We start from the raw sequence: 15520 nt of genomic DNA, 5'->3' as shown, positions 1-15520 counted from the left end.
ATTCACTTGCCCGGCAGATACGTGATGTCACACAGGCTGCTGGGCGTGAACCCCACCAGCGTGCGGATTTCCCTGGAGAAATGCGAAGACGAGGCGAAGCCCAGTTCCAGGGCGACATCGGTCAGCGAACTGTCCTGCAGGCTCATGTTCAACAACGCCCGGGCCGTGCGCCAACCGCGTAACGCCGGCTTGGCTGCACTGCCCAGTGCCTGGTGGCATAAACGGCGGAAGTGCGAAACCGACACACCGTAGCGTTGCGCCAGGTCCGAAAGCTTTTCGCTGTGGGTGCCCTGCTCCAGCAGAAAGCGCACGAGGCCGTAACTTTCGCCATGACGCAGGACCCTGGCGAAGCTCTGGTAGGCCGCGCCACCGTCGAGTGCTTGCGCGATGTACCAGCGTTCCAGGGCGCCCTCGGAGCGGACGGTGTCGACATCCACCGCCAAGGTCGCCCACGGCGCAAGGCGTTGCCGTGGCTCGCTCAAGGCGGCGCTGAGGTCGATGAACACCTGCAACTTCACCAGCAACCCCTGCGCCAGCGGCATGACCTGCACGCCGTCGCCCTGGAGTTGCAGGGCTTCGCTGACAGCGACCAGGCCTTGCCAGCCGGCAGGCAGGCGCAGGTGCTGTGACGGCCCCAGCAACAGGGCCGATTCGCTGACCCGCAGATGCAACACGCGCTCGCCGCAGCGACCACCGGGGAATGTTGTGACGCAATGCGATTCGGTGAGCACGCCAATCTCCTTTGCGGCCTGACGATCAAGGGTTCGCAGGATGGAAGAGCGAGCCCGGCAAGTCCTGATGAAAACCTGATGAATGGCGCGCTGGCATATGCCTTGCACCCGCAGAGGTATCAGCACTCATGTCAACGGCGGGATGCGTGCAGGGACAATGGCGTCGTCACCCGGCCTTGCGCATGCAGGGACGCGGGGCGACGCTTTTTTTTGCAAGGTGAAGACGTAATGATCGAACCATCAATGGGCCCACTGGCCTGGGTCAACGGCAGCGATGCCCCGGAGAAAACCGAGATCAATCTCGGTTTCATGGCCTTGAGCGACTGTGCCTCGGTGGTGGTCGCCGCCACCCAGGGTTTCGCCCAGCCCTACGGGCTGACCCTGAACCTCAAGCGCCAGTCGTCCTGGGCCAACCTGCGCGACAAACTGGTCAGCGGCGAACTGGATGCCGCCCACAGCCTCTACGGCCTGATCTACGCGGTACACCTGGGCATCGGCGGCGTGGCCGGCACTGACATGGCGGTGTTGATGGGCCTGAATCAGAACGGCCAGAGCATCAACCTGTCCCACGGCTTGCAGGCGTTGGGCGTGACCGGTCCTGAGGCACTGGATCGGCACGTGCACCAAACTCGACCAAAACTTACGTTCGCCCAGACCTTCCCCACCGGCACCCACGCGATGTGGCTGTATTACTGGCTGGCGAGCCAGGGCATTCACCCGCTGCACGACGTCGACAGCGTGGTGGTGCCGCCGCCGCAAATGGTCGCGCACCTGCAAGCCGGGCGTATCGACGGTTTCTGCGTCGGCGAGCCGTGGTCCGCCAGCGCGGTGAAGCAGGACCTCGGCTTCACCCTGGCCACTTCCCAGGCCATCTGGCCCGACCATCCGGAAAAAGTCCTCGGTTGCACCCGCGCCTTCGTCGAGCAATACCCCAACACCGCGCGCGCCCTGGTGATGGCGATCCTGCAAGCCAGCCGTTTTATCGAAGACAGCCAGGAGAACCGCCGCAGTACGGCACAATTGTTGAGCGCCCCGCAGTACCTCGATGCACCACTCGATTGCATCGAGCCACGGTTGCTCGGCGATTACCTCGATGGCCTCGGCAATCGCTGGCAGGACCCGCACGCCCTGCGCTTTCATGCTGAGGGCGAGGTGAACGTGCCGTACCTGTCCGACGGCATGTGGTTCATGACCCAGTTCCGCCGCTGGGGGCTGTTGCGCGAAGACCCCGACTACCTCGCGGTGGCTCGTCAGGTCCAGCAACTTGAGCTGTACAACGCGGCGGCCAGCGCCGTCGGCATCGTCCCCTCGACCCGGGACATGCGCAGCAGCCAGTTGATCGACGGCAAGACCTGGGACGGTTCGGACCCGGCCGGCTACGCCCGCAGCTTCAAGCTGCACGCCATGAGCGACAGCTCGCCCCTACTCGCCAGCCGCTGACAGGAGACTGCGAACATGTTGCGTATCCTGCTGATCAATGACACCGCGAAAAAAGTCGGCCGGCTCAAGGCGGCCCTGACCGAAGCCGGCTTCGAAGTGATCGACGAGTCCGGCCTGACCATCGACCTGCCCGCACGCGTCGAAACGGTGCGTCCGGACGTGATCCTGATCGATACCGAGTCACCGGGCCGCGATGTGATGGAACAAGTGGTGCTGGTCAGTCGCGACCAGCCACGCCCGATCGTGATGTTCACCGACGAACACGACCCCGATGTGATGCGCCAGGCGATCAAGTCCGGGGTCAGCGCCTACATCGTCGAAGGCATTCACGCGCAACGCCTGCAACCGATCCTCGACGTCGCCATGGCCCGCTTCGAAAGCGACCAGGCCCTGCGCGCCCAGCTGCATGCCCGCGACCTGCAACTGGCCGAGCGCAAGCGCATCGAGCTGGCCAAGGGGCTGCTGATGAAGATGAAGGACTGCAACGAGGAAGAGGCCTACACCCTGATGCGCCGCCAGGCCATGAGCCGCCAGCAGAAGCTGATCCAGGTGGCGGAGCAGATCATTGCCATGAGTGAACTGTTGGGTTGAAGGACGCCATCGCGAGCAGGCTCGCTCCCACAGAGGATTTGTGTGCACCGCAGATCAACTGTGGGAGCGAGCCTGCTCGCGATGGGCCGTTACACGGTCCCACCTGTTGGCACAGATCTGGCAAAGCATTCCCTCACAGGTAACCAACGGCGGTTGCCCCACCTACGACAAAGACGTCGCTCACCTGATTGGCCCATGGCGAATCCGGTGGCGGCGTCTTTTTTGTTTTGGCCCCACAGCCCGGGGCCGGTGGTGCGGCCGTTGCGGCCTGCCACCCGCAAGCTCATGACTCCTTCTCGAGACGACTCACAGCTGAGGTGCGCGATGAATTCAAGCTTCTGGAAATCCGGCCATACCCCGACCCTGTTCGCGGCCTTTCTCTATTTCGACCTGAGCTTCATGGTCTGGTACCTACTGGGCCCACTGGCGGTGCAGATTGCCGGCGACCTGCACCTGACCACCCAGCAACGCGGCATGGTCGTGGCCACGCCGATCCTGGCCGGCGCCGTGCTGCGCTTCGTCATGGGCATGCTTGCCGATCGCCTGTCGCCCAAGACCGCCGGGCTGATCGGCCAGGTCATCGTCATCTGCGCACTGTTCGGTGCCTGGAAGCTGGGGATCCACAGCTACGAACAGGCGCTGCTGCTCGGCCTGTTCCTGGGCATGGCCGGCGCCTCCTTCGCCGTCGCCCTGCCGCTGGCGTCGCAATGGTATCCACCGCAGCACCAGGGCAAAGCCATGGGCATCGCCGGGGCCGGCAACTCGGGCACTGTGCTGGCGGCCCTGATCGCCCCGGTGCTGGCGGCCGCGTACGGCTGGAGCAACGTGTTCGGCTTCGCCGTGATCCCGCTGGTGCTGACCCTGATCGTCTTCGCTAGCCTTGCCAAAAACGCCCCTGAACGGCCCAAGGCCAAGGCAATGGCCGACTACTTCAAGGCCCTGGGCGACCGAGACAGCTGGTGGTTCATGTTCTTCTACTGCGTGACCTTCGGCGGCTTTATCGGCCTGGCCAGCGCCCTGCCCGGCTACTTCAACGACCAGTACGGCCTGAGCCCGGTGACGGCCGGTTATTACACCGCCGCCTGCGTGTTCGGCGGCAGCCTGATGCGCCCGCTGGGTGGCGCCCTGGCCGATCGCTTCGGCGGCATTCGCACCCTGCTCGGCATGTACACCGTGGCGGCGATCTGCATCGCGGCGGTGGGCTTCAACCTGCCCAGTTCCTACGCCGCACTGGCCCTGTTCGTCTGCACCATGCTCGGCCTGGGTGCGGGTAATGGCGCGGTGTTCCAGTTGGTGCCGCAGCGCTTTCGCCGCGAGATCGGCGTGATGACCGGGTTGATCGGCATGGCCGGCGGCATCGGCGGTTTTGCCCTGGCGGCCGGCATGGGGGCGATCAAGCAGAGCACCGGCAGCTACCAACTGGCGCTGTGGTTGTTCGCCAGCCTTGGCGTGCTGGCCTGGTTCGGCCTGCACGCGGTCAAGCGTCGCTGGAGAACCACCTGGGGCTCGGCCGCTGTCACCGCCGCACGGGTGTAAGCGTTGAATGAGCCTGCAACTGAGTTTCGCCGAAGCCAGCGCCATCGGCCCCCGCGAGGAAAACCAGGACGCCCTGCGCCTGGTCACGCCGGCGCCGGCATTGGCGGCGAGCAAGGGTTTCCTGTTCGCCATCGCCGACGGCGTCAGCCAGTGCGCCGATGGCGGGCTGGCCGCGCGCTCGACCTTGCAGGCGCTGGCCCTGGACTACTACGCCACCCCGGAAACCTGGGGCGTCGCCCAGGCGCTGGATCGCCTGCTGCTGGCACAGAATCGCTGGTTGCAGGCCAACGGCGGCGGGCAACCCTTGCTCACCACCGTCAGCGCACTGGTCATGCGCGGACGGCGGTTTACCCTGGCCCACGTCGGCGATTGCCGGGTGTATCGCTGGCACGCCGATCAACTGCAACGGATCAGCGAAGACCACGTCTGGGACCAGCCGGGCATGCAGCATGTGCTCAAGCGCGCGCTGGGTCTGGATCAGCACCTGGTGCTGGACTTCCTCGACGGCGAATTGCGCCTCGATGAAAGCTTCGTGCTGCTCAGCGACGGCATCTGGGCCGTGCTCGGTGACACCGCGATCGCGGCGATCCTGCGCGACCAGCCGGACCTGCACAGCGCCGCGCAAACCCTGGTGAGTGCCGCGCACCTGGCCGGCAGCCAGGACAACGCCAGTGCGCTGCTGGTGCGGGTCGACGCCCTGGGCGAGACCAGCATCGGCGATGCGCTGATTCATTTACAGCAATGGCCGTTGCCGCCGCCGCTGAAAGCCGGCCAGTCCTTCGAGGGCTGGCTCGTTGAAGGGGTTGTCGCACAGAGCCAGCAATCACTGCTCTATCGGGTGCGCGACGCCCAACAGCAATCCTGGCTGTTGAAAACCCTGCCCCCGGCCCTGCACGACGATCACCTGGCCGGGCAGGCATTGCTCAGCGAAGAATGGTTTCTCAAGCGGGTGGCCGGACGACACTTCCCCGAAGTGCACGCCGGCAGTCAACGCCAGCACCTGTATTACGCGATGCGCGAGTACCCTGGCTCGACCCTGGCGCAACTCACGCAAGGCGAGGCCACGCTGCCGCTGGGACAATGGCAGGACCTCGCCGAGCGTTTGCTGCGGGCGGTGGGCATGCTGCACCGCAGGCAGATCCTGCACCGCGACATCAAGCCGGAAAACCTGCTGCTGGGGGAGGACGGCGAACTGCGCCTGCTGGATTTCGGCCTCGCCTACTGCCCAGGCCTGTCCGAGGATCAGCCTTCGACGCTGCCCGGCACGCCGAGCTACATTGCCCCGGAGGCCTTTCGGGGTGACCCGCCGACGGCGCAACAGGACCTTTACTCGGTTGGCGTGACCTTGTATTTCCTGCTCACCGGGCATTATCCCTACGGCGAAATCGAAGCCTTCCAGCGCCCGCGGTTTGGCGCGCCGGTCAGCGCCAGTCGCTACCGGCCCGACGTGCCGGAATGGGTCGCGCAAAGCCTGGAGCGCGGCGTGGCGGCAGACCCGGGCCAGCGCTTCGAGACGGCTGAGGAATGGCTGCTGGTGCTGGAACAGGGCGAACGGCGCAGCCTCAGCGTTCGACCCAGACCCTTGCTGGAGCGCGAACCGCTGAAGGTGTGGCGGACGTTGGGGCTGGTGTCGTTGTTGGGGAATCTGGTGCTGCTGGTTTTGTTACTTCATGGGTAGACCGGGTCGCCGCCATCGCGAGCAGGCTCGCTCCCACACTGGATTTGCGAACACCCTGTGGGAGCGAGCCTGCTCGCGATAGCCGCACCTCGGTCCACGCTCCATTACCGGGCAACCCGCTTCGATTCGGTGCACCCCTCCCCCCAGCCAACCGCTCCACCCCCAATAAAACCAGCCCTCCGCCGACTTGGCACAACCGCTGCATTAGCCTTCCCATCAAACATAAAGCCCGACCTTCAACGATGAAGGCTGCGCTTCCCGAGAGAACGGGACCGGACAAAGGCGTCCTCGCAGGAAAACCTGCGGGACGCCTTTTTTGTTTGCGCGCCATTGGTCGAACACGCTGGAGAAGCTGATGAAAAAACTCAAACTGGTGATGATCGGCAATGGCATGGCCGGCGTGCGTACCCTCGAAGAGTTGCTCAAGCTGAGTAACGAGCTGTACGACATCACCGTCTTCGGCGCCGAGCCCCATGCCAACTACAACCGCATCCTGCTGTCGCCGGTACTGGCCGGCGAGCAGACCTTCGACGACATCGTGCTCAACGATCTGCACTGGTATCAGGAAAACGGTATCAAGCTGCTGCTCAATCGCAAGGTGGTACAGATCGACCGGATCAAGCGCCGGGCCATCGCCGAGGACGGCACCGAGGCCGAATACGACCGCCTGCTGATCGCCACCGGTTCGAAACCCTTCATCCTGCCGATCCCCGGCAACAACCTGCACGGCGTCATCGGCTACCGCGACATCGCCGACACCCAACTGATGATCGACACCGCCAGAACCCATCGTCACGCCGTGGTGATCGGCGGCGGCCTGCTCGGTCTGGAAGCGGCCAACGGCCTGATGCTGCGCGGCATGCACGTCACCGTGGTGCACAACGGCGAATGGCTGCTGGAGCGGCAACTGGACCACACCAGCGGGCGCATGCTGCAAACCGCTCTGGAAGAACGTGGCCTGCATTTCCGTCTGCGCGAACAGACCAAAGCCTTGCACGACTCAGGCAATGGCCGGGTCGGCTCGGTCGAATTCGGCAACGGCGACATCATCCCGGCGGACCTGGTGGTGATGGCCGCCGGCATCCGCCCGGCGATCGAACTCGCCCAAGACGCCGGCCTGCCCTGCCAGCGCGGGATTCTGGTCAACGATACGATGCAAACTTTCGACCCACGGGTCTATGCCATCGGCGAATGCGCCAGCCACCGTGGCACCGCCTATGGCCTGGTCGCACCGCTGTTCGAACAGGCCAAGGTCTGCGCCAACCACCTGGCCCGCCTGGGTTTTGCCACCTACAAGGGCTCGGTGACCTCGACCAAACTGAAAGTCACCGGCATCGACCTGTTTTCCGCCGGCGATTTCATGGGCGGCGAAGGCACCGAGACCATCACCCTCAGCGACCCGATCAGCGGCATCTACAAGAAGCTGGTGATCAAGGACGACGTGCTGGTGGGCGCCTGCCTGTACGGCGACACGGCGGATGGCGGGGATTACTTCCAGCAGATCCGCCAGAACCTGGACATCGCCGAGATCCGCGATCGGCTGATGTTCGGTGACCTGAGGGAAGCCAGCTGATGAACCGCCAGATCACCGCGTCTACCTGCTGCTACTGCGGGGTTGGCTGCGGCGTGCTGATCGAGCATGACGGCGAGCGCATCCTCGGCGTCAGCGGCGACCCGGCGCACCCGGCCAACTTCGGCAAGCTGTGCAGCAAAGGCTCGACCCTGCACCTGACCGGCGACCTTGCTGCCCGCGCGCTGTACCCGGAACTGCGCCTGGGCAAGGGCCTGGCACGCAGCCGCAGCGACTGGGACAGCGCCCTGGATCACGCCGCCAGCGTGTTTGCCAGCACCATTGCCGAACACGGCCCGGACAGCGTGGCGTTCTACATTTCCGGGCAGTTGCTGACCGAGGATTACTACAGCTTCAACAAACTGGCGCGGGCGCTGGTGGGCACCAACAACATCGACAGCAATTCGCGGCTATGCATGTCATCGGCAGTGGTTGGCTACAAGCGCAGCCTGGGCGCCGATGCGCCACCGTGCAGCTACGAGGACCTGGAATCGAGCGACTGCGTGATGATCGTCGGCAGCAACATGGCCTACGCCCACCCGGTGCTGTTTCGTCGCCTGGAGGAAGCCAAATCCCGCCGGCCACAGATGAAAGTCATCGTCATCGACCCGCGTCGTACCGACAGCTGCGACCTGGCTGACCTGCACCTGGCGATCCTGCCGGGCACCGACGTCGCGCTGTTCCATGGGATCCTGTACCTGTTGTTGTGGGAAGGCTGGATCGACCGCGACTTCATCGAGGCCCACACCGAAGGCCTGGCCGAACTCAAGGAACTGGTGCGCGATTACACCCCGCCGATGGTTTCGCAACTGTGCGGGATCGACGTCGAGCAACTGCAGGAATGCGCCCGCTGGGTGGGCACCTCGCCGAGTTTCCTGTCGCTGTGGTGCATGGGCCTGAACCAGTCCACCTCCGGCAGCGCGAAAAACAGTGCACTGATCAACCTGCACTTGGCCACCGGGCAGATCGGTCGTCCGGGCGCAGGACCGTTCTCCCTCACGGGTCAGCCGAATGCCATGGGCGGGCGGGAAACCGGTAGCCTGTCCAACCTGCTGCCCGGCCATCGCGACGCTGCCAATGCCGAGCATCGTGCTGAAGTGGCGGCCTACTGGGGCGTCGATCAGTTGCCCGAAAGCACTGGCCGGCCCGCCATCGAACTATTCGAGCAGGTACGCAACGGCACCATCAAGGCGCTGTGGATCGCCTGCACCAACCCGGCGCAATCCATGCCGGACCAGAACGCCGTGCGCGAGGCGTTGCAGGCCTGCCCGTTCGTGGTGTTGCAGGAAGCCTTCCGCACCACCGAAACCGCGGCCTTTGCCGACCTGTTGTTGCCCGCCGCCAGTTGGGGGGAGAAGGAAGGCTCGGTGACCAACTCGGAACGGCGGATTTCCCACGTGCGCCGGGCCATCGTCGCACCCGGTGAAGCGCGGCCCGACTGGGCGATCACCGTGGATTTCGCCCAGCGCCTGGAAAAACACCTGCGTCCCGGCCAGCCGAGTCTGTTTACCTTCGACACGCCGGCGCAGTTGTTCGACGAGTACAAGCAGCTGACCCGCGGGCGCGACCTCGACCTGTCGGGCATCAGCCATGCACTGATTGATCGCCTTGGGCCACAGCAATGGCCGTTTCCTGCTGGTGCCGATAAAGGCACGGCGCGCCTCTACACCGACGGGATTTTTCCCACCGCCAATGGCCGTGCGCGGTTCATTGCCGATCCCTACTGCGCCGCCAAGGAGCAACGCGACAATCAGTACCCTCTGACGCTGCTGACCGGCCGCCTGCGCGACCAGTGGCACGGCATGAGCCGCACCGGCACCGCTGCGCAGTTGTTCGGGCATGTCAGCGAAGCGGTGTTGAGCCTGCACCCGGATGATTTGCTGCGCCATGGCCTGAAAGCGGGTGAACTGGTCAGCCTGAAAAGCCGTCGCGGTGCGGTGATCGTCGCCGTCGGTGGCGACGACAGCGTGCGTCCCGGCCAGGCGTTCTTGCCCATGCATTGGGGCGATCGCTTTCTCAAGGGCGGGGTCAATGGCATCACTCAGCCGGCGTTCGACCCCTTGTCGAAACAACCGGAACTCAAGCACACCGGCGTGCGACTCGACCCCGTGGACCTGTCGTGGACGTTTTTCGCGCTGATCGAAGGCGATGTACAACGTCACTTCGAGACACTACGACCGCTGTGTGAGGCGTTTTCCTACGCCAGCCTCAGCCTGACCGGGCGGGAGCGTCCCGCGTTGCTGATACGCGCAGCCAACGCCACTGCGCCCGATGCGCAAGTGCTGCGCGACATCGACCGCTGCCTGGGGCTCGACGAGGGTCCGGTACTGGCCTACGACGATCCTCGGCGCGCCATCGGCAAACGGGTGCGCATCGACGGTGGCCGGATCACGGCGATTCGGCTGGCGGGCGAAACCCTGGCCCAGCATTGGTTGCAGGATCTGTGGTTACAGGGCCGCGTCGACCAGCAACTGCGCCGCTGGCTGCTCGCGCCACTGAGTGCTCCACCCGGCAACACCGACACAGCGGCGGCCGGTAGCAAAACCCTGTGCAACTGCAAAAACGTCAGCCAGGGCGCGGTGTGTGCCGGCATTCGTCGCGGCCTCGATCTGCAAGGTTTGAAACAGGAACTGGGTTGCGGCACGCAATGCGGTTCGTGCGTCCCGGAAATCAAGCGGTTGCTGGCGGCCACCGCGCAACCCGTCGCCGTCACCTCGTGAGGAAAACACTATGAACGCAAAAGTCTGGCTGGTGGGTGCGGGTCCCGGTGACCCGGAGTTGCTGACCCTCAAGGCTGTTCGCGCCTTGAACGAAGCGGATGTGGTGTTGATCGACGACCTGGTAAACCAGGCCGTGCTCGAGCATTGCCCAGGTGCCCGGATCATTGCCGTGGGCAAACGCGGTGGTTGCCGCTCCACGCCGCAGGCGTTCATTCATCGGCTGATGCTGCGTTACGCCCGCCAGGGCAAATGCGTGGTGCGGCTCAAGGGTGGCGACCCGTGCATTTTCGGCCGCGGTGGCGAAGAAGCACAGTGGCTGCGCGAGCGTGGGGTCGAGGTCGAGCTGGTCAACGGCATCACGGCCGGGTTGGCAGGCGCGACCCAGTGCGACATTCCGCTGACCTTGCGCGGCGTGGCGCGTGGCGTGACGCTGGTCACCGCCCACACCCAGGATGGCAGCCAATTGAACTGGCAGGCACTGGCCCAGGGCGGGACTACCCTGGTGGTGTACATGGGCGTGGCGAAACTGAGTGAAATCCGCGAACAGCTGCTGCAGGGCGGCATGGCGGCGGATACGCCGGTGGCAATGATCGAAAACGCCTCCCTGCCCCACCAGCGCGAGTGCCGCAGCGACCTGACCCGCATGGAAGAAGACGCCCGCGACTTCGAACTGAAAAGCCCGGCGATCCTCGTCATCGGTGCAGTGGCCGGCGTCGCCAATACCTGCACCGCAGAAATCCAGACAACCACCGCCATCCTGTAGGAGCGAGCCTTGCTCGCGATGGAGGCCCAGACACCGCGGGCATTCAGACAGCCCACGTCATCGTTAACGACCATCGCGGGCAAGCCCGCTCCCACAGTTGATCGGCGCGGTCCTGTAGGAGCGAGCCTTGCTCGCGATGAACGCCCAGACACCGCGGGCATTCAGACAGCCAGCGTTATCGTTAACGACCATCGCGAGCAGGCTCGCTCCTACAGTTTGATCGGCGCTGTCCTGTAGGAGCGAGCCTTGCTCGCGATGGAGGCACAGACACCGCGGGCATTCAGACAGCCCACGTCATCGTTGACGACCATCGCGAGCAAGGCTCGCTCCTACAGTTGATCGGCGCTGTCCTGTGGGAGCGAGCCTTGCTCGCGATGGAGGCACAGGCACCGCGGGCATTCAGACAGCCAACGTCATCGTTCACGACCATCGCGGGCAAGCCCGTTCCCACAGGTAACGAGGTGACGCGGTTAAATCACAGGCAAAAAAAAGCCCGGCCTAAGCCGGGCTTTTTTCGAGCGGTAGCTAATTACTTAGCTTGAGCTTCAACCTGCGCTTCTACGCGACGGTTAACAGCGCGACCAGCTTCAGTGGCGTTGTCAGCAACTGGGCGGGATTCGCCGTAGCCGACGGACTGAACGCGGGACGACTCAACACCGTACTGGTTGGTCAGAACTTGCTTAACGGCGTTTGCACGACGCTCAGACAGTTTCTGGTTGTAAGCGTCAGGACCGACGGAGTCAGTGTGACCTTCAACAGTAGTGGTGGTGGATGGGTACTGCTTCATGAAGTCAGCCAGGTTTTTGATGTCGCCGTAGCTGTTTGGCTTGACGACCGACTTGTCGAAGTCGAATTTCACGTCCAGCTCTACACGTACGACTTCAGCAACTGCCGGGCAGCCATCAGCGTCAACGGTAACGTTGGCTGGGGTGTCTGGGCACTTGTCGACGTTGTCGCACACGCCATCGTTGTCGCTGTCGGAGCAGACTTCAGCTGGTGCTGGAACTGGAGCAGCAGCAGGCTTGGAGCCGCCACCGAAGTTCACACCGATACCGACGCTAGGAGCCCACTCGGTGTCGCCCTTGTCGATGTTGTACTGAGCTTCAACGCCGGCACGGGCGTAGAAGTTGTCGGTGAAGTACAGCTTGGCACCGCCGCCAACGTTGGCGAAGGTGGAGCCGTCACGACCACCGCGATCGTTCTGGCCGATGCTCTGGTCGGAGAAACCAGCGGAGACGTACGGACGCAGCATGTCGCCTGGGTTGTTGAAGTGGTACAGAGCGTCCAGGGCAGTGTTGGAGCCCTTGATGTTCTTGCCAGAATCGCTACGCACGTTGTGCACTTCGTCGTAGCCCAGACGCAGTTCAACGTCGTCGGTCAGGAAGTAACCAACCGAACCACCGAACAGGTTGCCGTCGTTTTTGAAATCGCGTTGGCTGTCGTAGTACTCTTTCTTCGCGAAACCTTCGATTTCAACTGCGCCTTGGCCTTGTGCCAGTGCGCCGACCGAAGTGGCCGCAATCAGAGAACCAATGGCCAAGCCCAAGGTGTTTTTCAGTTTCATCCGTTAAATCCCCATCTGGTGATTGTGAATCAGTCCCGCAAACCGGGGGACAACTCGGCGGCAATTCTATCAGAACTTGCCTACACGTAAGAGATAATTTGCGCCGAACTAAGTTTCAGCAATGCCTGCAAATTTCTCACGCAATTTATCTAGAGCACGTTTGTAACGCATTTTTGTTGCACTCAAACCCATGTGCATGATGTCTGCGATCTCCTGAAACTCCAGCTCTGCGACAAATCGTAGCACCAGAATTTCCCGGTCAATCGGGTTCACATGCACCAACCAGCGATCAAGTCCACCTTTTTCCTCGGGTTTCGGCGCCTTTTCTTCGGACGCTTCTTCGAGGGGGTCCAGACTTAGAGCGTCCATCAAGCGACGCTTTCGCCGTTCCTTTCGATACTGCGTGATGCATTCGTTGTACGTGATGCTATATAGCCATGTCTTGAACTTCGATTTCCCTTCGAAATTCTTCAACCCATACAGCACCTTCAACATCACTTCCTGACAGACATCGTCTGCGTCGCGATCGTTCCCAAGATATCGTGCACAGACGTTAAATAATGTTCGCTGGTACCGGCGCATCAACTCTTCGTAGGCGCGCGTTACGTGAAACAGCTCGGTATGCGAGCGCGCGACCAACTCCTCATCAGAGAGCTCGCGGGGGTCATAGCGCGTGGAGAGCGGTTGAGCTTTATTCAAAACAAGTCGGGCCGACAGTCAGGTCAATGTCCACCGCAGCCCTTCAGGGCATTTTTGCGGCGGCATACATTAGCAGGGTTTGCCGGGTTAGCGGCTACTCACATGCTGCTCCAGGAGAATCCGATTGGAGAGTGAGACTAGCTCACCCTCATCGGTCAGCAATGTGGTTTTAACCGTGCCGATCTCCTCGATCTGGCCTTCGACCTCGCCAACACGCACTTGTTGCCCAACCTGATACAACTCACGCACATAGATTCCCGCGAGAATCTGACCGGCAATTTCCCGGCTTCCCAACCCCATGGCCAGCGCTACAGCCAGACCAACGGTAATCAAAACGATCACGATCACATGGTTGAGCAGGTCAGTCTTGACCTCCAACTGGCTGATCGCCACCGAAATACTGATGATAATCACCAGACCCTGGGCAATTCGCCCCAGGCCGGAGGCGTAATCCAGCCCTACGCCTTCCGCGGCGCCGCGCACGAGGCCATTGGCCAATTGCGCCAGCAACACACCGACCAGCAACACCAATGCTGCGCCGAAAACTTTCGGCAAATACAGCGCCAACATATCCAGCGTAGCTGAAACTCGCTCAAGCCCAAGGGATTCTGCTGCAGAAACCAGGAAAATCAGCAGAACGAACCAATAGACGATTTTGCCAATGAGGGTCGAGATCGGCACTTGCAGGCCGGCCCGGGACATCAATTTGGTCAGGCCGGTGCCGCCCATCAGGCGATCGAGGCCCAGCTTGGCGAGCAACTTCGACAGCAAAGTGTCGAGAAGTTTCGCCACGACGAAACCCAGCAGCAGCACAACCAGTGCGCCGAACAGGTTCGGAATGAAGTTCGCAACCTTGGTCCATAGTGCAGTCATTGCAGTGACGAGGCTCTGTGTCCAGAGATCAAGTTCCATATTCAATCAGCCTTATCAGCAGTGCGAGCAGTAGGTTTACGAAGACGGGAAACCGGCGAGACATGGGCCGAGCCGTTGTTCAGGGCGATCATCAGCGCGGGCAGCCAGCGGCCCAGCAGGCTGAACAGATCGCCGGCGCCAACCTGGCGGTTGGCTGTTTTGAGGACGCGGCCCAGGCATGCATCGTCGTCACGGGCGGACGGTTGAGCATTGAGCATGTCGCGCAAAGACTGTTCAAACGGATCGTGCATACGCACCTCTCGTGATGTCTGTGAAAGACGCGGTCAAATTTGCACGGGTCACATGGCGCATCGTTCAGACCCAGCGCAAACGTCTGAATAACCACCATTGCCCCAGCGCCACCAGGACCATCAACAGACACGCAACCATGAAGCCATAGGGGCTGGCAGAGAACGGAATGCCACCCACATTGATGCCCAACAGGCCGGTGAGAAAACTCATCGGCAGAAAGATCCCGGTGATGATGCCGAAGCGGTACATCGTGCGGTTCATGCGCTCGTTCAAACGCCGGTCTTCGGCCTCCAGGACAAGCCCCACGCGCTCTCGCGTCAGTTCCAGCTCTTCCAGGTAGCGGGTCAGGCTGTTGTTCAATTCGTTCCAGTAGTCCCCGTCATCTTCGACAAACCAGGGCAGCTTTATCCGTGTCAGCTGACCGAAAATATCCCGTTGCGGCGCCAGAAAACGTTTAAGCCCGGCCGCCCTGCGACGGATCTGCAAAACAGTGCCATGTTCCGGGGTATACCGTTCGTCGGCATCCAGCTTTTCTTCTTCCTCATCGACGACTTCCGAGAGGCAACTGACCAGATCCTGCACCTTGTTGGTGAGGTTCTGGGCCATATAAAGGATGAGCTCGGAAGCGGTTTTCGGCCCCTTGCCTTCCGCCAGCTGCACCAATAATTCATCGGTGGCACGCAGTGGCCGCAAACGCAGGGAGATCACCCGTTGCGCCGAACCGAAGATCCGCACCGAAACCATGTCTTCCGGCTCGGCCCCCGGATTGAGGTTCACCCCACGCAAAAATAACAGCAGTTCGCTGTCAGTCAGCTGTAAAAGACGCGGACGGGTGTTTTCTTCGAGCAACAGGTCGCAGTTGAATTCGCTCAGGCCACTGGATTTGCGCAGCCAGGTCTGGGTTTGCGGATGACTGCGGTCCCAGTGCAGCCACAGGCTTTCATGCGCCTTGAGCTGCAAGTCATCGAGTTCAGTCCGGGCTATCGAACGCGCACCGCCTTTACCATCCAGCACCAGGGCATGCACCAGCCCCCACTGCGCGTTGTCTTCCTCGAACATCCGCA

The 15520-nt window shown here is 62.4% G+C and carries 12 protein-coding genes and 1 pseudogene; 7 read left to right on the top strand and 6 right to left on the bottom strand.

Annotated elements, in window-relative coordinates; all coding sequences use genetic code 11:
• Nucleotides 1-2: 2 nt before the first annotated feature.
• Nucleotides 3-731, bottom strand: coding sequence for a helix-turn-helix domain-containing protein (locus tag ABVN20_RS01305; protein ID WP_368553446.1), 729 nt, complete (start codon nucleotides 729-731; stop codon nucleotides 3-5).
• Between the two features lie 228 nt (nucleotides 732-959).
• Here ABVN20_RS01305 and ABVN20_RS01300 point away from each other — a divergent pair, with 228 nt between their 5' ends.
• The 7 genes and pseudogenes from ABVN20_RS01300 to cobA all read left to right on the top strand — a co-directional run bounded on the left by ABVN20_RS01300 (nucleotide 960) and on the right by cobA (nucleotide 11029).
• A complete protein-coding gene (locus ABVN20_RS01300) occupies nucleotides 960-2171 on the top strand; it encodes a CmpA/NrtA family ABC transporter substrate-binding protein (RefSeq protein WP_368553444.1) in 1212 nt (403 codons plus the stop codon).
• 15 nt (nucleotides 2172-2186) lie between these two features.
• Complete coding sequence (locus ABVN20_RS01295; protein ID WP_017337471.1) at nucleotides 2187-2762, top strand: ANTAR domain-containing response regulator; 576 nt, start codon at nucleotides 2187-2189, stop codon at nucleotides 2760-2762.
• A 324-nt stretch (nucleotides 2763-3086) separates the two neighbouring features.
• Nucleotides 3087-4298 (top strand): nitrate/nitrite transporter, encoded by a 1212-nt coding sequence (locus ABVN20_RS01290; protein WP_368553442.1) that lies wholly within the window; start codon nucleotides 3087-3089, stop codon nucleotides 4296-4298.
• 7 nt (nucleotides 4299-4305) lie between these two features.
• Nucleotides 4306-5976, top strand: a complete 1671-nt coding sequence (locus ABVN20_RS01285) for a protein kinase (protein ID WP_368553440.1) — start codon at nucleotides 4306-4308, stop codon at nucleotides 5974-5976.
• A gap of 355 nt (nucleotides 5977-6331) precedes the next feature.
• Nucleotides 6332-7525 (top strand): annotated as a pseudogene (locus tag ABVN20_RS01280) (NAD(P)/FAD-dependent oxidoreductase); the annotation flags it as partial.
• Between the two features lie 23 nt (nucleotides 7526-7548).
• Nucleotides 7549-10266, top strand: coding sequence for a molybdopterin-dependent oxidoreductase (locus ABVN20_RS01275; RefSeq protein ID WP_368553438.1), 2718 nt, complete (start codon nucleotides 7549-7551; stop codon nucleotides 10264-10266).
• 10 nt (nucleotides 10267-10276) lie between these two features.
• Nucleotides 10277-11029: a uroporphyrinogen-III C-methyltransferase gene (gene cobA / locus ABVN20_RS01270; RefSeq protein ID WP_368553437.1), complete on the top strand. Its 753-nt coding sequence runs from the start codon at nucleotides 10277-10279 to the stop codon at nucleotides 11027-11029.
• Between the two features lie 529 nt (nucleotides 11030-11558).
• On the opposite strand, the gene ABVN20_RS01265 is transcribed toward cobA, so the two are convergent.
• From ABVN20_RS01265 to ABVN20_RS01245, 5 genes are all read right to left on the bottom strand, one after another.
• Nucleotides 11559-12593, bottom strand: a complete 1035-nt coding sequence (locus ABVN20_RS01265) for an OmpA family protein (RefSeq protein WP_368553435.1) — start codon at nucleotides 12591-12593, stop codon at nucleotides 11559-11561.
• 108 nt (nucleotides 12594-12701) lie between these two features.
• Nucleotides 12702-13292: an RNA polymerase sigma factor SigX gene (gene sigX, locus ABVN20_RS01260; RefSeq protein WP_092303030.1), complete on the bottom strand. Its 591-nt coding sequence runs from the start codon at nucleotides 13290-13292 to the stop codon at nucleotides 12702-12704.
• Between the two features lie 87 nt (nucleotides 13293-13379).
• The gene (locus ABVN20_RS01255) at nucleotides 13380-14204 is read right to left on the bottom strand and encodes a mechanosensitive ion channel domain-containing protein (protein ID WP_007916401.1); all 825 of its coding nucleotides are present in this window, start codon (nucleotides 14202-14204) and stop codon (nucleotides 13380-13382) included.
• A gap of 2 nt (nucleotides 14205-14206) precedes the next feature.
• Nucleotides 14207-14455 carry a CrfX protein gene (locus tag ABVN20_RS01250; RefSeq protein ID WP_368553432.1) on the bottom strand — a complete coding sequence of 83 codons (249 nt, stop codon included), beginning with the start codon at nucleotides 14453-14455 and terminating at the stop codon, nucleotides 14207-14209.
• 64 nt (nucleotides 14456-14519) lie between these two features.
• The gene (locus ABVN20_RS01245; RefSeq protein WP_368553430.1) at nucleotides 14520-15515 is read right to left on the bottom strand and encodes a zinc transporter ZntB; all 996 of its coding nucleotides are present in this window, start codon (nucleotides 15513-15515) and stop codon (nucleotides 14520-14522) included.
• Nucleotides 15516-15520 lie beyond the last annotated feature (5 nt).

It is taken from the genome of Pseudomonas sp. MYb118, from assembly GCF_040947875.1.
Taxonomy (GTDB): Bacteria; Pseudomonadota; Gammaproteobacteria; order Pseudomonadales; family Pseudomonadaceae; genus Aquipseudomonas.
Note: the sequence above shows the minus strand (reverse complement) of the source record. Positions and strands in the feature narration are given on the sequence as shown.